This window comes from Acinetobacter sp. IK23, assembly GCF_035615275.1.
Classification (GTDB): domain Bacteria; phylum Pseudomonadota; class Gammaproteobacteria; order Pseudomonadales; family Moraxellaceae; genus Acinetobacter; species Acinetobacter seifertii.
On record NZ_JANBNX010000006.1, the window covers coordinates 23,095 to 42,928 of the forward strand.

17 protein-coding genes and 1 pseudogene are annotated in these 19,834 nt (G+C 37.3%); 9 read left to right on the forward strand and 9 right to left on the reverse strand.

All coding sequences use genetic code 11. From position 1 onward, the window contains the following. Positions 1–5: 5 nt before the first annotated feature. A complete protein-coding gene (locus MSG95_RS06380; protein WP_004703081.1) occupies positions 6–1,610 on the reverse strand; it encodes an isocitrate lyase in 1,605 nt (534 codons plus the stop codon). A gap of 588 nt (positions 1,611–2,198) precedes the next feature. On the opposite strand from MSG95_RS06380, the gene MSG95_RS06385 reads away from it, so the two are divergent. The 3 genes from MSG95_RS06385 to MSG95_RS06395 all read left to right on the forward strand — a co-directional run bounded on the left by MSG95_RS06385 (position 2,199) and on the right by MSG95_RS06395 (position 6,526). Continuing rightward, entirely contained in the window at positions 2,199–3,188 is a 990-nt protein-coding gene (locus tag MSG95_RS06385) for a LysR family transcriptional regulator (protein WP_004703082.1), read from the forward strand. A gap of 123 nt (positions 3,189–3,311) precedes the next feature. Then, the gene (locus MSG95_RS06390) at positions 3,312–4,637 is read left to right on the forward strand and encodes a hemolysin family protein (RefSeq protein WP_019456855.1); all 1,326 of its coding nucleotides are present in this window, start codon (positions 3,312–3,314) and stop codon (positions 4,635–4,637) included. Positions 4,638–5,188: 551 nt separating this feature from the next. Beyond that, positions 5,189–6,526: a CitMHS family transporter gene (locus MSG95_RS06395; protein WP_004703084.1), complete on the forward strand. Its 1,338-nt coding sequence runs from the start codon at positions 5,189–5,191 to the stop codon at positions 6,524–6,526. 49 nt (positions 6,527–6,575) lie between these two features. On the opposite strand, the gene MSG95_RS06400 is transcribed toward MSG95_RS06395, so the two are convergent. Next, positions 6,576–7,088, reverse strand: a complete 513-nt coding sequence (locus tag MSG95_RS06400) for a hypothetical protein (RefSeq protein ID WP_049065783.1) — start codon at positions 7,086–7,088, stop codon at positions 6,576–6,578. A 213-nt stretch (positions 7,089–7,301) separates the two neighbouring features. On the opposite strand from MSG95_RS06400, the gene MSG95_RS06405 reads away from it, so the two are divergent. Beyond that, complete coding sequence (locus MSG95_RS06405; RefSeq protein WP_077164785.1) at positions 7,302–7,859, forward strand: DUF2239 family protein; 558 nt, start codon at positions 7,302–7,304, stop codon at positions 7,857–7,859. A gap of 53 nt (positions 7,860–7,912) precedes the next feature. Here MSG95_RS06405 and cysN read toward each other — a convergent pair whose 3' ends face one another. The 5 genes and pseudogenes from cysN to lysS form a co-directional block, all read right to left on the reverse strand. After that, entirely contained in the window at positions 7,913–9,526 is a 1,614-nt protein-coding gene (gene cysN, locus MSG95_RS06410; protein WP_324644990.1) for a sulfate adenylyltransferase subunit CysN, read from the reverse strand. 30 nt (positions 9,527–9,556) lie between these two features. Continuing rightward, the gene (gene cysD, locus MSG95_RS06415) at positions 9,557–10,465 is read right to left on the reverse strand and encodes a sulfate adenylyltransferase subunit CysD (protein WP_000140408.1); all 909 of its coding nucleotides are present in this window, start codon (positions 10,463–10,465) and stop codon (positions 9,557–9,559) included. Next, a complete protein-coding gene (locus tag MSG95_RS06420) occupies positions 10,458–10,589 on the reverse strand; it encodes a hypothetical protein (protein WP_081401316.1) in 132 nt (43 codons plus the stop codon). Before MSG95_RS06420 ends, cysD begins: the two co-directional genes overlap by 8 nt. 257 nt (positions 10,590–10,846) lie before the next feature. Beyond that, positions 10,847–12,304: pseudogene (locus MSG95_RS06425) on the reverse strand (capsule assembly Wzi family protein). A gap of 189 nt (positions 12,305–12,493) precedes the next feature. Next, positions 12,494–14,023 carry a lysine--tRNA ligase gene (gene lysS, locus MSG95_RS06430; protein WP_039253375.1) on the reverse strand — a complete coding sequence of 510 codons (1,530 nt, stop codon included), beginning with the start codon at positions 14,021–14,023 and terminating at the stop codon, positions 12,494–12,496. A 256-nt stretch (positions 14,024–14,279) separates the two neighbouring features. Here lysS and MSG95_RS06435 point away from each other — a divergent pair, with 256 nt between their 5' ends. Then, complete coding sequence (locus tag MSG95_RS06435; protein ID WP_004703099.1) at positions 14,280–14,768, forward strand: YqiA/YcfP family alpha/beta fold hydrolase; 489 nt, start codon at positions 14,280–14,282, stop codon at positions 14,766–14,768. A gap of 22 nt (positions 14,769–14,790) precedes the next feature. Here the strand turns inward: MSG95_RS06435 and MSG95_RS06440 are convergent, their stop codons facing one another. Further along, the gene (locus tag MSG95_RS06440; protein ID WP_077164786.1) at positions 14,791–15,231 is read right to left on the reverse strand and encodes an SRPBCC family protein; all 441 of its coding nucleotides are present in this window, start codon (positions 15,229–15,231) and stop codon (positions 14,791–14,793) included. Between the two features lie 442 nt (positions 15,232–15,673). Between MSG95_RS06440 and rubA the strand changes: the two genes are divergently transcribed. From rubA to oxyR, 4 genes are all read left to right on the forward strand, one after another. After that, entirely contained in the window at positions 15,674–15,838 is a 165-nt protein-coding gene (gene rubA, locus MSG95_RS06445) for a rubredoxin RubA (RefSeq protein ID WP_000760495.1), read from the forward strand. Between the two features lie 92 nt (positions 15,839–15,930). Continuing rightward, positions 15,931–17,112: a rubredoxin reductase RubB gene (gene rubB, locus MSG95_RS06450; protein ID WP_049065777.1), complete on the forward strand. Its 1,182-nt coding sequence runs from the start codon at positions 15,931–15,933 to the stop codon at positions 17,110–17,112. A 52-nt stretch (positions 17,113–17,164) separates the two neighbouring features. Next, positions 17,165–18,109 (forward strand): esterase EstB, encoded by a 945-nt coding sequence (estB, locus tag MSG95_RS06455; RefSeq protein WP_077164787.1) that lies wholly within the window; start codon positions 17,165–17,167, stop codon positions 18,107–18,109. 6 nt (positions 18,110–18,115) lie between these two features. Beyond that, positions 18,116–19,024 carry a LysR family transcriptional regulator OxyR gene (oxyR, locus tag MSG95_RS06460; RefSeq protein WP_004703104.1) on the forward strand — a complete coding sequence of 303 codons (909 nt, stop codon included), beginning with the start codon at positions 18,116–18,118 and terminating at the stop codon, positions 19,022–19,024. A 29-nt stretch (positions 19,025–19,053) separates the two neighbouring features. Here the strand turns inward: oxyR and MSG95_RS06465 are convergent, their stop codons facing one another. Beyond that, positions 19,054–19,644, reverse strand: coding sequence for an SPOR domain-containing protein (locus MSG95_RS06465; RefSeq protein WP_139344718.1), 591 nt, complete (start codon positions 19,642–19,644; stop codon positions 19,054–19,056). Positions 19,645–19,834: the final 190 nt, after the last annotated feature.

The window sequence follows — 19,834 nt, forward strand, 5'->3', positions numbered from 1 at the left end:
AATTCTTAGTTAGCTGCGAATTGGTTCATTGTGTTTTTAGCATCATCATGTGCTTTAAGAGCGTTATCACCAGAGAAGATTTCTTTGTGATCATCACCGATGTCAGAACCCGCCATTGCTTGGTGTTTCACACAAGCGATACCACCACGGATTTCTTTACGTTGTACGCCAGCAACATAAGCCAACATACCTTCAGAACCGAAGTAACCTTGTGCAAGCTCATGAGTAGAAAGCGCAGCAGTGTGGTAAGTCGGAAGTGTGATCAAGTGATGGAACACACCTGCTTCACGAGAAGCATCTGCTTGGAATGTACGGATCTTGTCATCAGCATCAGCAGCTAATTCAGTATTGTCATATTCAGCACTCATTAATTTAGCGCGGTCATATGCAGAAACATCTTTACCTTCAGCAACCCAACGGTCGTAAGCTTGTTGACGGAAGTTTAAAGTCCAGTTAAATGATGGGCTGTTGTTATAAACAAGCTTAGCATTTGGAACAACTTCTTTAACACGGTTAACCATGTGTGCGATTTCTTCTACGTTTGGAGTCGCAGTTTCGATCCAAAGAAGGTCAGCACCATTTTGAAGGCTAGATACACAGTCAAGTACAACACGGTCAATTTGAGTGTCAGCACGGAACTGATATAAACCTGAAGGTAAACGTTTTGGACGGTGTAACTTACCATCACGCTTGATTAAGATTTCATCTTCTTGCGCATCAGCAATGTCAATTTCTTGAGTATCTAAGTAGCTGATGTATTGAGAAGCGATGTCACCTGGCTCTTTAACCACTGGGATTTTTTGAGTCAAGTCAGCGCCTTCAGAGTCAGTACGTGCAACGATGATACCTTCTTCAAGACCCATTTCTAAGAATGCATAACGTAATGCATGGATCTTAGCAATAAAGTCTTCGTGTGGAACAGTTACTTTACCAGCTTGGTGACCACATTGTTTAGCATCAGATACTTGGTTTTCGATTTGAAGCGCACAAGCACCAGCTTCGATCATTTTCTTAGCAAGTAAGTAAGTTGCTTCTTCGTTACCGAAACCAGCATCGATGTCAGCAATAATTGGCACAACGTGAGTTTCAAAGTTGTCGATTTGAGCTGTGATTTCGGCTGCTTTAGCAGTATCACCAGCTTCTTGTGCTTTTTTAAGGGCACGGAATAAATCGTTTAATTCTTTTGCATCAGCTTGACGTAAGAAAGTGTAGATTTCTTCGATCAAGGCAGGAACAGAAGTTTTTTCGTGCATAGATTGGTCAGGAAGTGGACCGAACTCTGAACGAAGAGCAGCAACCATCCAACCAGAAAGGTAGATATAACGTTTGCTTGTAGTACCGAAGTATTTTTTGTTCGCAATCATTTTTTGTTGTGCGATGAAACCATGCCAGCAACCTAATGATTGAGTGTATTTGCTTGAGTCAGCATCGTATTCAGCCATATCACGACGCATAATCGCAGCTGTATACTTAGCAATATCTAAACCAGTTTTGAAACGGTTTTGAAGTTGCATACGAGCAGCATCTTCTGGGCTAATGTCTGCCCAAGTGTTGCCAAATTTTGCTTTTAATTGACGTACTGCATCAATCGCTGTTTGATATGTAGTCATGATATTGTCCTGTATTCATTTTAGGATTTCATCGATTGAAGCCTAGAGTCACGTTACTTAAATTTCTTATGACACCAGCTGCTTCCTCATGAACACAGCTTAGACTTAGCCAATCAATTAATCCAATATCCTTCGTTAATCTTCAGTATTTATTTAAAAAATATACCAATAAATCGATATTATAAGTAAAACTAAAAAACATAACACTTTGTTTATAAAAACAAAATAATCCTAAAGGAGTATAGTATTTTGATCAAAAAACTCTCCAAGTTTTATTTTTATACAATTTTTGAGATTTTTCCATTCATTTTTAGTGTCAAAAGTCAATTGTAAATTAGGCGACTTTTGCCAATGTAAAAAGTCAATTTTAATGATAGAACATGGTTAAATATAAAAGAAAAATTTTACGTCTATAAAGATAAAGTCAAAAACAGATCAAAGATAATAAAATCGAGCATTTGAGGTCCTTTTCAAGCATACTTAATTTCAACAAAAAATGTCGTTTTTCTCATCATTTTTTCACACAATGTTCTTTAAATATGGCATAATTTGAAACAATTTTAGGGTTTTATTTTCGGTATTTTTTTTATGAATCTGGAACGGGTAGATCTTAATCTATTAATATATCTTGATGTTCTTCTTCGTGAAAAAAATGTTACACGCGCAGCAGAACAGCTTGGCGTTACTCAACCAGCCATGAGTAATATTTTACGTCGCTTGCGTAATTTATTTAACGACCCTCTTCTAATCCGTTCATCGGAAGGAATGACACCGACAGAACGCGCACTCGAATTACAACCACGTATTCGCGATGCCCTTTCTGATCTTTCCATGATTTTGGAACCGCGTACCGAATTCCGCCCTTATACCAGCAATCGCGTTTTTCGCATTATGACTTCTGATTATGCAGAAGCAACTCTGGTTCCTCGTCTTGTAAAAGCTTTACGTTCTGAAGCTCCAAATGTAGTGCTCGACTTTCTTACCCCAAGTGATGTGTCATATAGAGACATGGAACAAGGTAAAGTTGATCTGGCAATTAATAGATTTAATGAAATACCGCAAAGTTTCCACCAAGTGTTAGTTTGGCGTGATAGTTTCAGCTGTATTTTGAATGACAAACACCCTGCTGTTACTCATTTAAATCTTAAAAGTTACCTAGATGCACAGCATATTTGGGTATCTAAAACAGGTATGGGTGTTGGTTTTGGCGTAAACCCAGATAAACAAGGTGGTTTAGGCTGGATTGATCAAGCATTAGAACGTATTGGTCAACGCCGTAAAATTTCAGTATTTACTCGCCACTACCAAATGCCAGCTTTGCTTGCTCAAAATGTTGACCTCATTGCAACGCTTCCAACTCGAATGGCGCGCCTACAAACTCAAAATCCAAAACTGGTTATAAAGGATCCTCCTTTTTATATTCCAGAATTTGAACTTAAAATGGCTTGGTGCCCACTATTACACCATCACCCTGCTCATCGCTGGTTACGCCAACTTATTCTATTCGTTGCTCGCCAAATGATCGAAGAAGAAAATCGTGAATTTCTTACCAACAATTCACAATTTTCTCACTATTAAATAAATTTTAATTTAATTGTCTCTTTCAAACATTATCTTTAAGCGCTGAGCAATCAATCTGATTACCTCAGCGCTTTTTTGTGTTAAAACATAGTCATAATAATGATGAACCTCGGGTGATTTGTGAGTCTCTTTCAAAATATCATTATCATCGTACTGCTCATCATCGCAGCAGGCTTTTTATCTTTAACTGAAATTGCACTGGCTGGTGCCAGAAAAGTGAAGTTAAAAATTTTAGCTGAAGCTGGTGAGGAACGTGCTCAACAGGTACTTGATTTACAAGAACAATCTGCAGACTTTTTTGCAGCATCCCAAATTGGACTAAATGCTGTTGCAATTTTAGGCGGTATTTTAGGCGAAGCTGCTTTCCGTCCATTTTTTGTGACTTTAGTTGACCGCTTCTATGTAGGCCCCTGGTCGCAAACAATTGGTTTTGCTCTATCCTTTACTTTAGTAACATCGCTATTTATTTTATTTGCCGATCTTATGCCAAAACGTTTGGCTATGATTGCCCCAGAAAAAATTGCAATTAGTGTTATCAATCCAATTCAGGTTTTTATTAAAGTTTGTAAACCTTTGGCTTGGGGAATTAATGCCATCGCGAACCTGTTATTCCGCTTATTTAAAGTAAACACAACTCGCGAAGACAATATTACTTTTGATGATATCTCAGCTGTTATGGATGCAGGTGCTCAAGCAGGTGTACTTCAAAAACAAGAACATCATTTTATTGAAAATGTTTTTGAACTAGAAGAACGCAACGTACCATCGAGTATGACAACGCGTGAAAATGTTGTTTATTTCACTTTAAACGAACATGAAGACAGTATTCGACAAAAATTAGCAGAATATCCTTATTCTAAATTTTTAGTATGTAATGAAAATATTGATCAGGTTATTGGTTATGTGGATGCCAAAGATTTTCTTGTTCGTATTTTAAACAACCAATCACCCACTCAATTAAATGAATCTACTATTCGTAATGTTCTCATTATTCCTGACACATTAACGCTTTCTGAATTACTTGATCGCTTCCGATCAACAAAAGAAAAGTTCGCTGTTGTAATTAATGAATATGCGCTTGTAGTTGGAGTTATCACCTTAAGCGATATCATGATTACCGTAATGGGTGACTGGGTCACCCCAATTGAAGAAGAACAGCAAATCATTAAACGTGACAATAACTCTTGGTTAATTGATGGCAGTACACCAATTGATGACCTAAGACATGCTCTTGAAATTGACGAAATGCCCGATGAAGAGAATTATGAAACGCTAGCAGGTTTTATGATGTATCGTTTACGCAAAATTCCTCGTCCAGCCGATTTTGTCGAATTTGGTGGTTATAAATTTGAAGTTGTCGATGTGGATCATTTTAAAATCGATCAACTATTAGTTACTCGCGTATTAGAAAAATCTGAATTACATTCACCGCCTGACGAAAATTGATTTATTTTGGTGCAAAATATCCTGCCAAATGCAGGATATTTTTTTAATATGAATAAATAATTGTTAAATTCACGATTTCATTCAATATTCTTCATTATTAAAAGTTTAATTAATTATGCTAATCATATTTATAAATATAAACATTAACCTCTTAATTAAAATAAAAAAATTAAGTTCAATTGAAATGAGAATTTGTGAATAAAGCATTTACAACCCCATCAACCTTATGTAACGTAGACATTACAAGCCTTGTAAATGGATCTTCTTCTCATCTCAACGCTCAAAGCAAGTATAATTCTTCAAAATATATGATAATTTTAAATATGATAAAACCTTTATATAAATATAAAACCTACTATATATAATAAACAAACTAAGCCATTAATATATATGTTCAGTATTTCCTGAGAATATACCTTTTTAATTGATTATATATTAACCAAATAAACTAAATATATTATTTGTTTTTTTAATAAAAATTCATAAGAATAATAAAAGTCAAAGTTTGGAATAAACTTGTTCAGTAAAACTAAAGGCAAAGGATTGATTGTATGCTGACATTACTTGGTGTTGGCATGATTTTGTGCTTCATGTACTTAATCATGTCCAAACGTTTAAGCCCTATTATTGCTTTAATTCTTATCCCATTTATTTTTTCTCTTATTGCTTGGGGCCTAGGTCACTACTTTGAAAGCTTAAGTCATATTGAGCTTAAAGGTCTCAGCGAGATGATGCTAGAAGGCATCAAAAAACTTGCACCTACTGGTGTAATGCTATTATTTGCAATTTTATATTTTGCCTTAATGATCGATGCAGGTCTTTTCGATCCCCCGGTTAAATGGATTTTGAAAAAGGTTAAAGGCGATCCTCTAAAAATTACATTAGGGACCGTTTTTTTAACGACGTTAGTTTCTCTTGATGGTGATGGCTCAACGACATATATGATTTGTGTCGCAGCGATGCTTCCTCTCTATCAGCGACTTGGTATGAATACACTGATCATGACAGCACTTATGTTGTTATGTAGTGGTGTAATGAACCTTACGCCATGGGGTGGACCTACTGCCCGCGCAGCGAGTGCACTTCAAGTCGACCCAAGCCATATTTTTGTACCAATGATTCTTCCAATGATTATTAGTATTGGCTGGTTATTCTTCTTGGCATATTTATATGGTCGCTATGAGCAAAAACGTTTAGGCGTGATTGAGCTTGAAAGCCATCATGGTGACAATATTACTGTTTCAAAAGATCCAGAAGCGACTCGCCCACATTTGCGTAAAGTAAATATGGTACTCACCATTATTCTTATGATTGCGTTGATCAAAGGTATTTTACCAATGTCAGTGTTATTCATGCTGGCGTTCTGTATTGCGATGCTTATCAACTATCCAGATGTTGATATGCAGAAGAAACGTATCGCTATGCATGCAGATAGTATCTTGGCTGTTGTAGGCTTAATTTTTGCGGCTGGTATTTTTACAGGTATTTTATCTGGCACAGGCATGGTTGAAGCGATGTCTAAAGAGTTTGTCGCAATGATTCCTGCAAGTATGGGTCCATATCTGGCACCAATTACAGCGTTGGTAAGCATGCCTTTGACGTTCTTTATGTCAAATGATGCATTCTTCTATGGTGTATTACCTATTCTTGCTGAAGCTGCTTCACATTATGGTATTAGTCCAGAAGCGATTGCTCGTGCATCAATTGTAGGCCAACCTGTACACTTATTATCACCACTTGTTCCATCAACTTACTTGTTATGTGGTCTTGCTAAAGTCGATTTTGCAGACCACCAAAAGTTCACTTTTAAGTGGGCATTTATTACGTGTATGGTGTTAATGGGTACAGCTTTGGTGATTGGTGTTTTCCCACTTTTTAGTGCGATCTAACTCTACTCTGTTATAAAAAAATAAAAGCCCCAATTGGGGCTTTTATTTTTTATTTATTTACGTACTCAATCATGGCATCTAAGAACGCATGAAAGTGCAAGGTAATATCTTCTTCTAAAATTTTATAGGCATTATCAAATTGCACCATTGGCCAACCTTCTTTCCAAAATGGGAAGATATCATGTAAGTCATGGGTAACTATTGCATCTTCACGAACAATTGCTTGTGAAATTTGTGCCAAAACTTGCGCTGTTTCTGCCCCATCAATAGCTAAATAATCAATACCGCGCGCTTTTAAAATACGAATTCGATCTTTTTTATAGCGAATTTTTTTAGCTTGAGCTGCATTTAAACCTAGTGCAAGAGTCACTGCCTCTACAAACTTCTCTTCAAAATTTGTATTTAGTGCCACCAAAGCCTGTTTATGCGCTTCCTGACGTCCCGCTTTTCCCCCGCTACGGATAATCTCATTTGCTTCCGTATCCAGCTTATCTTTTTTCATCGACTGTAAAATGTCTAAAATTTCGATATCGCTTAAAGATTCAGGAGATTGCTCAAACATAGGAGTCCTTATACCTACAACTAAAGGCACATTCTCTCATAAAAGCGATATTAAAGCAGAACAAAATTTTAAATAGCCTCTTACCTTAACTATTTTTATAGCCTTAACTTCAAAGATGCCACTCATAAAAATCAGATAATTCTTTGGTTATAATTTTTAATGTTTGCCAAATTAGTTTTACCCTGATAATATTATTTTACCCTGATAAAATATGTGGCAAAAATGAATACAACAATCACCTATACTGCTTTTACTGGAAGCACACTTATTGCAAGCGACTCCCTTGTTGAACTTGCAAAAAAACTAAAAGATCTTCCTAAAACAACGGAAAATATTCTGATTTTTAATGATCAAACCGGTCAACAGATTGATCTTGATCTTTCTGGTTCAGAACAAGAAATTCAACAACGTTATGCTGAACCTGAAGAAATTAAAAAAGTTGGACGACCTAAACTTGGCGTAATTTCGCGTGAAATCACTTTACAGAAAAAACATTGGGATTGGTTAGATCAACAAAGTGCGAGTGCATCAGCAGTAATTCGTAAGTTAATTGATAAAGAGTTAAATAACCCAAATTCTGAAGGCAATATTATGCTTGCCAAACAAGGCATCGACCGTTTTATGTCTGCCATGTTAGGCAATATGCCAAATTACGAGGAAGCAACACGGGCCTTATATCAAGGTGATCGTGATACATTCTTAAACATGATTCAGAACTACCCTAAAGATTTAAGAGAATATTTAACTTTAAAAACTCAAAGTATTTTCTAAACTCAATAAAAAAACCCGCTTACGCGGGTTTTTTGGAACTCATTTTCAATCTATTAAAGACGAACCAATTCCACGATTTTTTCTACTGCTTCTTCTACTGTTTCAGCAGTTATCTCAGTATCTGTACCATCCACAGAAGTTGTAATAGTTACAACACCAGTCTCACGTAACAGAACCAATTGCTCAGCTGTTAAATTTGCTTTCGCAATTGCAACTACACCTTGCTGAATCAGCAAACTTTCTAAGACTTGAGCTTTTTCAATTAATTGTGCAGAAACACCAATAGCAGCAGGTTTTTGACCTAAACGAGCAGCACGGTCTTCGGCAGTAACAGCATTGCTATGAGCAGTCCACTCTACAGCAGCTTCTACCATGCCCGCGCCAACAGTCACGTTACTTAAACGGTCAATAAAAATAAATGAACCTGTGTAACGAGAGTCTTGATATTGGTCAAATACTACTGGAGCATCAAACTCAATTACCACATCGGCAATTGCATTTAACTCAAGCTCTTCTACTTGAGTATGCTCAAGTGTATTTACATTCACACGGTAGTGAATGTTCGTCACTTTTGCTGGAACGGTTTGTGTACCAATCTTAATGTTGTACAACTTACCTTTTACAAGCGGGTGCTCATTCATCCATACCACAGAAGCACGAACGCTACGTGAAATTAATGGTTGCTCACCTGCACGTACCAGCACGTTACCACGGCTAATATCAATTTCGTCGTTTAACGTTAATGTAACTGCTTGACCAGCCACTGCTTGCTCAAGGTTACCGTCAAAAGTAACGATTTCTTTAACTGTAGAGCGCTTACCAGAAGGTAACGCTACAATTTCGTCACCTACTTTAATTTCACCTAAAGCAACAGTACCAGCAAAACCACGGAAGTCGAGGTTTGGACGGTTCACATACTGAACAGGGAAACGGAATTCGTGTTTATTTGACTCTCGGCTAATTTCCACAGACTCAAGAATACTCATCAAGGTCTGACCTTTGTACCAAGGAGTATGAGCAGATGGATTTACAACGTTATCGCCATTTAAAGCAGAAATCGGAACAAATAAGATATTAGCTGGGCGACGCTCACCTAACTGGCTCACGAACGCATCATATTCAATCTGAATTTCATTAAAACGCTCAGGTGAGTATTCAACCAAGTCCATTTTATTAATGGCAACAACAATATTTTTAATACCAAGCAAACTAGCAATAAATGTATGACGACGCGTTTGTGTTTGAACACCATAGCGCGCATCAATCAAGATAATTGCAAGATCAGCAGTCGATGCACCAGTAGCCATGTTGCGAGTATATTGTTCATGTCCCGGTGTATCGGCAATAATAAATTTACGCTTTTCAGTCGAGAAATAGCGATAAGCTACATCAATAGTAATACCTTGCTCACGCTCAGCCTGCAAACCATCTACAAGCAACGCCAAATCTGGTGCATCACCCGTTGTACCTACTTTTTTACTGTCACGTGTTACAGCTTGCAATTGATCTTCATAAATCAATTTTGAATCGTAAAGTAAACGGCCAATTAAGGTACTTTTACCATCATCTACATTACCGCAAGTCAAAAAACGTAAAAGGTCTTTTTGTTCATGCTGTTTTAGATAAGCCAGAATGTCTTGGCTAATTAAGTTTGATTGATGAGACATTGCTCAAACTCCACAAATTTAGAAACTGTCTTAGAAATAGCCTTCTTGCTTTTTCTTTTCCATTGAGCCTGCTTCATCATGGTCAATCATACGACCTTGACGCTCAGAACTTGTTGCCAATAACATTTCCTGAATAATTTCTGGCAATGTATCAGCTTCAGACTCAACTGCACCTGTTAATGGGTAACAGCCAAGCGTACGGAAACGTACAGACTTCATTTGTGGAACTTCACCCTCTTTTAAGCGCATGCGTTCATCATCCACCATAATGAGCGTACCACTACGCTCAACCACAGGGCGTACAGCAGAGAAATAAAGAGGAACAATTTGAATATTTTCTAAATAGATATATTGCCAGATATCCAACTCTGTCCAGTTTGATAATGGGAATACACGTATACTTTCGCCTTTGTTTACTTTACCGTTGTAAAGGTTCCAAAGTTCAGGACGTTGGTTTTTAGGGTCCCAACGATGCTTACTATCACGGAATGAATACACACGCTCTTTCGCACGTGATTTTTCTTCGTCACGGCGCGCACCACCAAAAGCAGCATCAAATTGATATTTATCCAAAGCCTGTTTTAAAGCTTGGGTTTTCATAATATCTGTATACTTTGAGCTACCGTGATCAAATGGATTAATCCCTGCTTCACGGCCTTCTTTATTTTGATGAACAATTAAATCAAAGCCATGGGTTTTTGCCATGTTATCGCGAAACGCGATCATGTCTTTAAACTTCCAACCTGTATCAACATGTAATAAAGGGAAAGGAAGTTTCGCAGGATAAAATGCTTTTAATGCAAGATGAAGCATCACAGCCGAATCTTTACCAATTGAGTAAAGCATGACTGGATTTTCAAATTCTGCTGCAACTTCACGGATAATATGAATACTTTCAGCTTCAAGTTGCTTGAGATGTGTAAGTCTTGATTCAGTCATGAACACGCCCTTCTCTATCCATTTTGCCCATAAAATCTAGAAGTGGTATTAAACCACCACTTAGAAGACCATGTGGAGGAACGAGTGCCATAACAACTCCAATTTTTCGTGATAAATAATCCAACCACAAGCCCTTTATGAGGCTTATAGCATTAGTTATGCATTATAGTGATTTAAAACTGTTTTCTTTTGCTTGTTTTTTCATATTGATATTCAAATTCATCATATAAATGTAAAATACTGATTTGCATAGCTAACCTGTCTATCCTAGCTCGCATTATTAGCTGAAGCAAATCACGATCTCATCTTTAGATTTCTTTAAATACAATAAAAAAGAGAAGCCATTTTAGCTTCTCTCTTGCTATAGCACTATTTAATTAATTAGAAACCAAACATTTTACGTTCTAATGGAATTTCAATACCAATAGATGCACCTGAGTCATTACCTTCTAGGTCAGAGTCACTAATCCAACCATTAATTTTTAATGGAAGATCTGGTTTGATGTAATGCGTCCAAGTTAAATCAAGTGCTTTGATTTTATCTTCTTTAGGGAAGGCTTTATTGATTGCCAAGTTAGATTCATTTACCTTCACAACCATTGCACGGCCACTTAAGCGATTCATCGTGTCAAAGCGAATATCACCACCGACAGAGTACATTTGACCATCACCACCAATTGCATGCCCTAGAGGGAAACCATGCTGATAATAACCGTCGGTATATTGATGGTGACTATATGAAATGCCTTTTACATCGCCATTAGTCCGTGTATCTGCCCATTCAGCGTAAAGTTGGTAAAGCATATTTTTAACAATTGAAGAATAATCAGCACCAGCTAAATACATTTTTTTTGATGGCAAATAACCTGCTTCGTCTTCACCAATGTATTGTCCATAAACGCTGACTGGAATATTAAATAAAGGTTGTAGGTGTAAGCGAGCATCAAAACCAGCTAACTGGTTAGACGGATTATCTACACCAATACAATCAGTATTTATACAGCCATTATCTTTACCAATAATTGCATTCCAATATGCCTTGAAGCTGTTTGGTTGCCCATCACCACCAATCTAAAGTGTACGTGAAGCACCTAACTCCAAAGCTGGAACCGGACGTGCAGTTACACGCATTCCCAATAATTTAGCATTAGGAACAGCCTTATAGTCATCTAACTGGCCAGCGAATAATTCATATTGCCAAGGTCCAATCCAAGATAACCATTTTGTTTCAAAAGCATATTGTACAGCACGTTGCATGGTCACACCATACACAGGACGACTTGCATCTCCACGAATCAAACTACCATCATGTGCAGGTCCCCAATAGGTTGGAACTTGTCCAGCAATCACCCACTGATTCCAGAGCTTGCCAGCAACATACGAACCTTCTACATTCACATCATACCCACTATCAATTTGTGGATCTTTTTCAGCGTTTATACGAATTTTTGCGTCCCAGTTTTCACCGCCCGCATTAAACTCTACAGAATCTTCATACTGTGATTTATGATTATTTCCAAATGCTTGAGGAATATCTTTGATATCTGTTCCAGCGAAAGCACCTACTTTAACTGTATCGTTATCTGCTTTTAATGCATTAAGAACTGAATTAATAACTTTTTGTTGAGCTGGATGAGTTACTTTAGCCTGATAGAGTGCGCGCTGAATTTCATCACCGCTTAAAGGCCAAGTAGAAGTGCTGATGTTAATAACACCTTGTTGATTCAACCAATTTAAATCTGTACGCAAATCATCATTATTAAGCATCAAACCTTGGGCAAAAACAGCTGAAGAGGCAGCTGTTAATAATGCAATTGAAAGTGTTTTTCTTAAAAACATGTCAGCACAATTCTCAAAGTTATTTATGAGCAACGCATTAATTTTTTATCGCAAATTTGCAATTGTTAAACTGTGCAATTACATTTTTTAACGGTGTTTTAAGTTTTCTATAATTTTAGTGTCTTTCATATATAAATAGTGAATAAAAAAAGGCAGTATAAACTGCCTTTTTGTACTTTGAAGATTAAATTAGCCTTCTTTACGACGCATATGCGGGAATAAAATTACATCACGAATACTTGGCGCATCAGCAAAAAGCATAACCAAACGGTCAATACCAATACCTTCACCAGCTGTTGGAGGTAAACCGTATTCAAGCGCTTCAACAAACTCTGCATCGTAATGCATTGCTTCGTCATCACCCGCATCTTTTTCAGCAACCTGAGCTTGGAAACGCTCTGCCTGATCAATTGGGTCATTTAACTCGCTAAAGCCATTTGCCAATTCACGTCCGCCGATGAAAAACTCAAAACGATCGGTAATGTGCGGATTGTCATCATTACGACGAGCAAGTGGAGACGTTTCCGCTGGATATTCAGTGATAAAGGTAGGTTGACGCAGTTTAGTTTCAACTGTTTCTTCAAATACGATTGTTTGAAGTTTACCTAAACCAAAACCAGGTTTAACTTGCTCTTTTAATTCCTCACGCACAAATTTTGCAAGGAACTCACGATCACCGACGTTTTCTGGGGTGAACTGAGGGTTATTCTCTAAGATCGCATCGAACATAGAGATTTTCTTGAATGGCCCTTTAAAGCTAAACACTTCACCTTGGTAAGGCACATCTGTCGTACCTAAAATATCAAGAGCTAGCTTTTCAAGCATGTTTTCAGTTAAAGCCATCAAGTCTTTATAATCAGCATATGCCTGATAAAACTCGATCATTGTAAATTCAGGGTTATGACGTGTTGACACCCCTTCATTACGGAAGTTACGGTTAATTTCAAACACACGCTCAAAACCACCAACAACCAAACGCTTTAAGTAAAGCTCAGGTGCGATACGCAAGAATAACGGCATATCTAAAGCATTGTGATGCGTTTCAAACGGACGTGCAGACGCACCACCCGGAATTACATGCATCATTGGCGTTTCGACTTCCATGAAACGCTCATTTGTTAAAAATGCACGAATACCTGCAACAACTTTGGCGCGAATTTCAAAAGTCTTACGCGTTTCTTCATTCACGATTAAGTCGAGGTAACGCTTACGGTACTTAACTTCTGTATCGTTCAAACCATGAAATTTATCTGGTAACGGACGAAGCGATTTTGTAAGAAGTTCAAAGCTTTCAAGGTGTACATATAAGTCACCTTTGCCAGAACGACCAATATAACCTTCAGCAGCAATAATATCGCCTAGGTCCAAACCCTTAATGGTCTCAAGAATATCTTTTGGTAAACCTTTACGGTCAACATATAACTGGATACGCCCAGTCATATCTTGAATCACCATGAAAGAACCACGGTTTAACATGACACGGCCAGCAACTTTTACATAGACATGTTCAGCGCTTTCAATTTGTTCTTTCGACTGATCTTTAAATTGTTCTTGTAAATCGCCAGCGTAGTGTTCACGTTTAAATGTATTTGGCCAAGGACTCTTTCCAGTATCCTTTGCAACATCTTGGATTTGCTTTAATTTGGCATGACGCTGTGCGATTAAATCGTTTTCGGAAATAGTTGGTTCAGAAGTCGATTGAGCGTTTTGTTGCGTCATCTCTGCCTCGATTAAGTAAAAATTAAGTGCTATATCCTAACAGATTGCGGGAGTTTTTCGAAAGATTTCAACAAAACAAAAATTAAAAAAGTCAAACCACTCACACTAAATCAGTATTCAATGACGAAAATTACTTAGACCAATCGCTAAGATCATTTTTTTTTGCTTTAAGTAAAATATAAAAAAATCCAAATGACCTCGATATTAAAAGGCTTTTTTTGCCTTTTATTTTATCCATGAGATTGTGTAGTAAATAATGAAAATTCTATTTTTACATGGCTTGGATTCTTCTCGTGAATCAACAAAGTTCCATGCCATCTTGCATCCTGAAAAATTTTGTATTGATGTTGATTATCGAAACCTAAGCTACTCTTCAGTTAAAGATTTTTATCACCAAGCGATCGAAACAATTAAACCTGACTTATTGGTTGGACATAGTCTTGGCGGCTACTGGGCATTGAAAACAGCCGCTCAACATAAATTAGCGGTGATTGTTGCTAACCCAAGCCTTAATCCTAGTTTTCGTAATGATTACCCTCACCTTTGTGATGAGGATCTTGATCACTCTCATCCTAAAATGGCTTATTTAGAGTTAGGAGACGAGCAACTTGATATGTATCAAGTACAGGAAAAGCTTTCACCTTATATGACAGTAGAAACATATGACGGAGGGCATCATCGTCTTGCTTATCCCTCTCGTCTCAATGATCTGATTTCTAAAATTCATAAAAAATACTTTGCCTAAACAACGAACTGAGTAAGATGAACTAGCTCCCTTCAGCAATATGTTTTACAACTTCAAAACCTTGAATAAAGCCACTTTTTAACATACCGATATATTCAGGTAAGGTGGCCAATTCAACTTTTAAAGTAGTAGTATTCCCATTTTGGCTTAAAAAATATTTTTCTAGCGAACCACTCCAGCCCTTCACCTCTTCACTTTCTAAGTCTTCCTTACTCTCTTTAATCATTCCTAAATGTTTAAAAATTAGCACTTCAGGCTTTTTCATTTCTTCAATGGTCGAAACCATTCCATTTCCTTCTCCGTCTAGAAAATATGTTTTACCACCAATTTCCCAGTCAGTACGCATTGAAGAATCCGGCGCAAAGAATTTCGTCCACGCATTATATGTCTCGCTATTCCAGAGTACGTTCCATACTTTTTCTATAGGCGCGTTAATCTCTACTTCATATACTAGAATTTCCATACTCAACTTCCTTATCTCTGTTACTCAAGTATTCAACAAACTTTATCGCTTTATATAAATATCAATTTATCTGTCTATTTATTAATCAGCTTATGTTTTTAAGAACTTAATTTATATAAATGCTTTGTTCTTTTTGTAACCCTTCATATCACTTAAAACCTTATTAGATTAATAAGTGAATAAAAAAATATGATTTATTATGTATTTATGTTGAAGTTTTGCCTAAATAACCAGTTATTTGTCTCGATATGCCATTCATCTTTGCTTACGAATGATTAAACTCCCTTATGTGCTTTACTTTAAATGTAGAACTGCGTAAAAATTTGATACCCGATCAAAGCTACATTAGTTATTATTGAACGGATCGTAGTTACATTATTAATAGATGGAATAGTTTTACTGAAAGGCAGCTTTGAGCAAACTTATCAGTGCGGAGAGTCTCATGAAAAAATATCAATGTATCGTTTGTGGATGGATTTACGATGAAGCAGAAGGTTGGCCACAAGACGGCATTGCAGCTGGAACAAAATGGGAAGATATCCCTGATGATTGGACTTGCCCTGATTGTGGCGTTTCAAAAGCTGACTTTGAAATGATCGAAATCTAATGTCTTAAATGAAAAGGCCATGATTTACATGGTCTTTTTTATATATCACCAATCACCGTATTAAATGAACAATTCTAATTCTGGAGAAAAAAATGCATCCAATCGTCATTATCGGATCAGGCATGGCGGGTTATACCTTAGCACGTGAGTTCCGTAAGCTTAACCCAGAGCAAGAACTTGTGATGATTTGTGCGGATGATGCGGTGAACTATGCAAAACCAACGTTATCTAACGCTTTTGCAGGTAAAAAGGCTCCGGAACAAATTCCGTTAGGTGATGCTGCAAAAATGAGTGCACAGCTCAATATGCGTATTGAACCTTTTACATGGGTGAAAGAAATTTTAGCTGAGCGTCATGAGCTTGTTCTGGAAAAAGATGGTGTTGTTTCTCAACAACCCTATTCAAAATTAATTTTGGCTATTGGTGCCAACCCGATTCGTCTTGCAATTGCAGGAGATGGCAGTGATGACATTCATGTAGTGAACTCACTAATTGACTATCGTACCTTCCGCGAAAACCTTGCTCAACGTAAAGATAAACGTGTTGTAATTTTGGGTGCTGGTTTAATCGGTTGTGAATTTGCCAACGACTTACTTCATAGTGAATATGATGTAACGGTAATTGATTTAGCGCCTCAACCATTGGGCCGTTTATTACCTTCACACATTGCTTCAGCTTTCCAAGAAAATCTTGAAGAAGCTGGGGTTAAATTTGCATTAGGCACTACCGTTGAAAAAGTAAGTAAAATCAATAACGGGGAAGATTACGCAGTTACATTAGCAAATGGTCAAACTTTAGTTGCTGATATCGTACTTTCAGCAATTGGCCTACAACCCAATATTTCTCTTGCTCAAAGCGCAAATATTCAAACCAGCCGTGGTGTAATTACCAATAGCTTGCTTGAAACGAATCAAGCAGATATTTATGCGATTGGTGACTGTGCAGAAGTGAACGGTACCCTGCTTCCTTATGTAATGCCAATTATGCAGCAAGCGCGTGCTCTAGCAAAAACATTAAGCGGCCAACAGACAAATGTACATTACCCTGCAATGCCAGTTGCAGTAAAAACCCCGGCTGCACCACTTACAGTTTTACCGGCACCAGTTGATGTCGATGTAAATTGGGAAACTGAAGAATTCGACGATGGTATGCTTGCTAAAGCACTTGATAATGACGGAACATTACGTGGTTTCGTATTGTTAGGTGCGACAGCAGGCAAGCAACGTTTAACTTTAACTAAGCTTGTTCCAGATCTTATTCCTGCCCAAGCATAAAGTTTAAATTAGGAATACTCGTTACAGAGTATTCCTTTAAGGTATGAATAACATGAATAGCGCCTTACAATTTAGTATTTCACCCTACACTCCTTTTATGCAGGAAACCAAAGTCAACTTAGGCAACGGTATTGAATTGCATGTAGAAGTAGGTGGAAAACCAGAACACCCGACCATTTTGCTGATTATGGGCTTAGGTGCTCAAATGCTATTTTGGCCGGACTTTTTCTGTAAATCGCTCATTGATCAAGGTTTTCGTGTTATTCGTTTTGATAACCGTGATATTGGCCTTTCATCAAAAGTACGTCATCAGGGTAAACGTTTAAATACCATGAAATTGATGGGACGTTTTGCTTTAGGGTTAAGTAATCAGGGCGCACCTTATACATTGTATGATATGGCTGACGACGTATCGATGCTTCTTGACCGTTTAGGCATAAGTAAGACTCATGTAGTCGGTGCATCAATGGGCGGTATGATTGCCCAAATTCTTGCTGCAAAATATCCAGAAAAAGTAGAAAAGTTAGGTTTGATGTTTACAAGTAACAATCAACCGTTTTTACCCCCACCATTTCCTAAACAACTTTTAAGTTTGATTGGCAAACCAGAATCACGTGATGAAGAAGGGATTGTTAATCACAGCTTAAAATTATTCCAGTTAATTGGTTCTCCTGGTTATATTAACCATATTGAAGCCGTTCAAACCGCACGAAAACTTTATCAACGTAGCTATTATCCTGCTGGTGTACTTCAACAGTTTTTAGCAATATTATGTACAGGTTCCTTACTACAACTGGACCGTGAAATTAAGCAACCCACAATAGTCTTACATGGCTCTCGTGATCGCTTACTTCCACCGAGCCACGGTAAGGCTGTAGCAAAAGCAATTTCCGGTGCTAAGTTTGAATTAATTGATGGAATGGGGCATGATATCCCTGCCCATTTTATTCCACAGCTTAGCGGTTTATTTGCGCATCATTTTAAATCATCATACTAGGACACTATGGCTGCATTACCCTCACTAAGACAGCTATCATATTTAGTTACGTTGTCGGAAACTTTGCATTTTACTGAAGCAGCACGTCGCTCTTTTGTTACCCAATCGACTTTATCGGGCGGCATTATGGAGCTAGAAAGGCTACTAGGTGGCGTTCTGGTTGAACGTGACCGTCAGAATGTGCGTTTAACGCCATTAGGTGAGCAAGTCGTTGCTCGAGCCCGTGTATTGCTAGCAGATGCTCAGGATTTAATGCGTTTAAGCCGTGAAATGAGTGAACCATTAACTGGTGATCTTCATTTGGGTGTTATTCCAACCATTGCACCTTTTATCCTGACACGGTTACTTGATGAAGTGCATCACCAATTACCAAAAATTCAGTTGCATTTACATGAAGCTCAAAGCGAGAAAATTGTAGAGCGATTAGAGCATGGTAATTTGGACATGATCGTTCTTGCACTACCTTTTGACACAAGAAGTCTAAAAGTAGCTGAAATTTCAAAAGAAAATTTGTATCTTGTTTGCAGTAAACAAGATACAAATGCGCTTCAAGCAAACTCTCTAGATGACCTCGATTTGTCACGACTGATTTTACTTGAAGAAGGCCATTGCTTACGTGACCACGTATTAAGTGCGTGTCCAATTGGTGAGCGTAAAAACGATAACCGTTTAAAAGCAAGTTCATTACCTACCTTAGTTGAGATGGTGTCTTCTAATTTAGGTTTTACGCTTTTACCAGAAATCGCAATTGAAAATAGTATGATCAAGTTTAATGATCAGATTACTGCAAAACCAATTGAAGATGCACCAAGTCGTACTCTCGCACTCGTTACACGTAAAAGTACACCACTACAAAGCGAATTTGATGTACTCCTGCAAATCATGCAGAAAATCACAACAAATTTACATGAATAAAAAAAGGAGTCTTCGGACTCCTTTTTCTTTTACTGCGCTGTTAAAGATGCCCATTTGAAAACCCAAGCTGATTTCAAATCTAAATTCTCATCTGAAATGATTTTTTCTCGAATGATTTGTGCAATCGCATAATCATTGGCTGGGTCTATCATGACACGTATTCCTTTTGTGGTTGGACTAGTCACAACCTTATATCCTTTAGCGTGCAATTGTGACTGGAGCATATTTGCTTTATTTTGATTAGGTGCTAATGCGACTTGTACCATCCATTTTTTTTCACCATTTTCTAAAATTTCTTTAGCCACTGCTGCATCAAGCTGTTTTTTATTCTCAAGAGTTTTCTTTTCTTCTATTTTTTTTGATTGAGTCTCTTCGGCCTTCTTTTGTGTTAACTGCTCATCTTGAGTCGTTTTTCTTTTTTGAATGTTTATAGATTTATTTTGTGTTTCAATCTTCTTATTTTTCTGCCTAGGCGGCTGTACAAAATAGGGATATATCATTTGATCATCATATTTATGAAACACAATAATATCTCCATAACACTTTTGATCTGCATAAGCAGTCACTGGCATTACCCCTAAAAATATTCTAATAAATAAACTTTTAATAAAGCATTGCATATTATTCACTTACCAAAGTTAAGTATATTTAATGCGGCGTATTAAAGTAGATTTCTCGTGATTTGTATATTTTTAATATTCAAAGTTTTATGCAAAGAATCACATATTTTTTAAACATCTTGCGTTAATTCAAATTATTATTGTATATCCTGCAACCATTTAAGTATTCAGACTAAAATACTATGAATTT

What these genes read in the sequence shown, in the direction of transcription:
- MSG95_RS06465 (WP_139344718.1), bottom strand. Translation starts at nt 19,644, where the DNA reads ATGCAATGCTTTATTAAAAGTTTATTTATTAGAATATTTTTAGGGGTA.
- MSG95_RS06380 (WP_004703081.1), bottom strand. Translation starts at nt 1,610, where the DNA reads ATGACTACATATCAAACAGCGATTGATGCAGTACGTCAATTAAAAGCA.
- oxyR (WP_004703104.1), top strand. Translation starts at nt 18,116, where the DNA reads ATGGCTGCATTACCCTCACTAAGACAGCTATCATATTTAGTTACGTTG.
- cysD (WP_000140408.1), bottom strand. Translation starts at nt 10,465, where the DNA reads ATGACTGAATCAAGACTTACACATCTCAAGCAACTTGAAGCTGAAAGT.
- MSG95_RS06440 (WP_077164786.1), bottom strand. Translation starts at nt 15,231, where the DNA reads ATGGAAATTCTAGTATATGAAGTAGAGATTAACGCGCCTATAGAAAAA.
- rubA (WP_000760495.1), top strand. Translation starts at nt 15,674, where the DNA reads ATGAAAAAATATCAATGTATCGTTTGTGGATGGATTTACGATGAAGCA.
- cysN (WP_324644990.1), bottom strand. Translation starts at nt 9,526, where the DNA reads ATGTCTCATCAATCAAACTTAATTAGCCAAGACATTCTGGCTTATCTA.
- MSG95_RS06385 (WP_004703082.1), top strand. Translation starts at nt 2,199, where the DNA reads ATGAATCTGGAACGGGTAGATCTTAATCTATTAATATATCTTGATGTT.
- MSG95_RS06395 (WP_004703084.1), top strand. Translation starts at nt 5,189, where the DNA reads ATGCTGACATTACTTGGTGTTGGCATGATTTTGTGCTTCATGTACTTA.
- lysS (WP_039253375.1), bottom strand. Translation starts at nt 14,023, where the DNA reads ATGACGCAACAAAACGCTCAATCGACTTCTGAACCAACTATTTCCGAA.
- rubB (WP_049065777.1), top strand. Translation starts at nt 15,931, where the DNA reads ATGCATCCAATCGTCATTATCGGATCAGGCATGGCGGGTTATACCTTA.
- MSG95_RS06435 (WP_004703099.1), top strand. Translation starts at nt 14,280, where the DNA reads ATGAAAATTCTATTTTTACATGGCTTGGATTCTTCTCGTGAATCAACA.
- estB (WP_077164787.1), top strand. Translation starts at nt 17,165, where the DNA reads ATGAATAGCGCCTTACAATTTAGTATTTCACCCTACACTCCTTTTATG.
- MSG95_RS06400 (WP_049065783.1), bottom strand. Translation starts at nt 7,088, where the DNA reads ATGTTTGAGCAATCTCCTGAATCTTTAAGCGATATCGAAATTTTAGAC.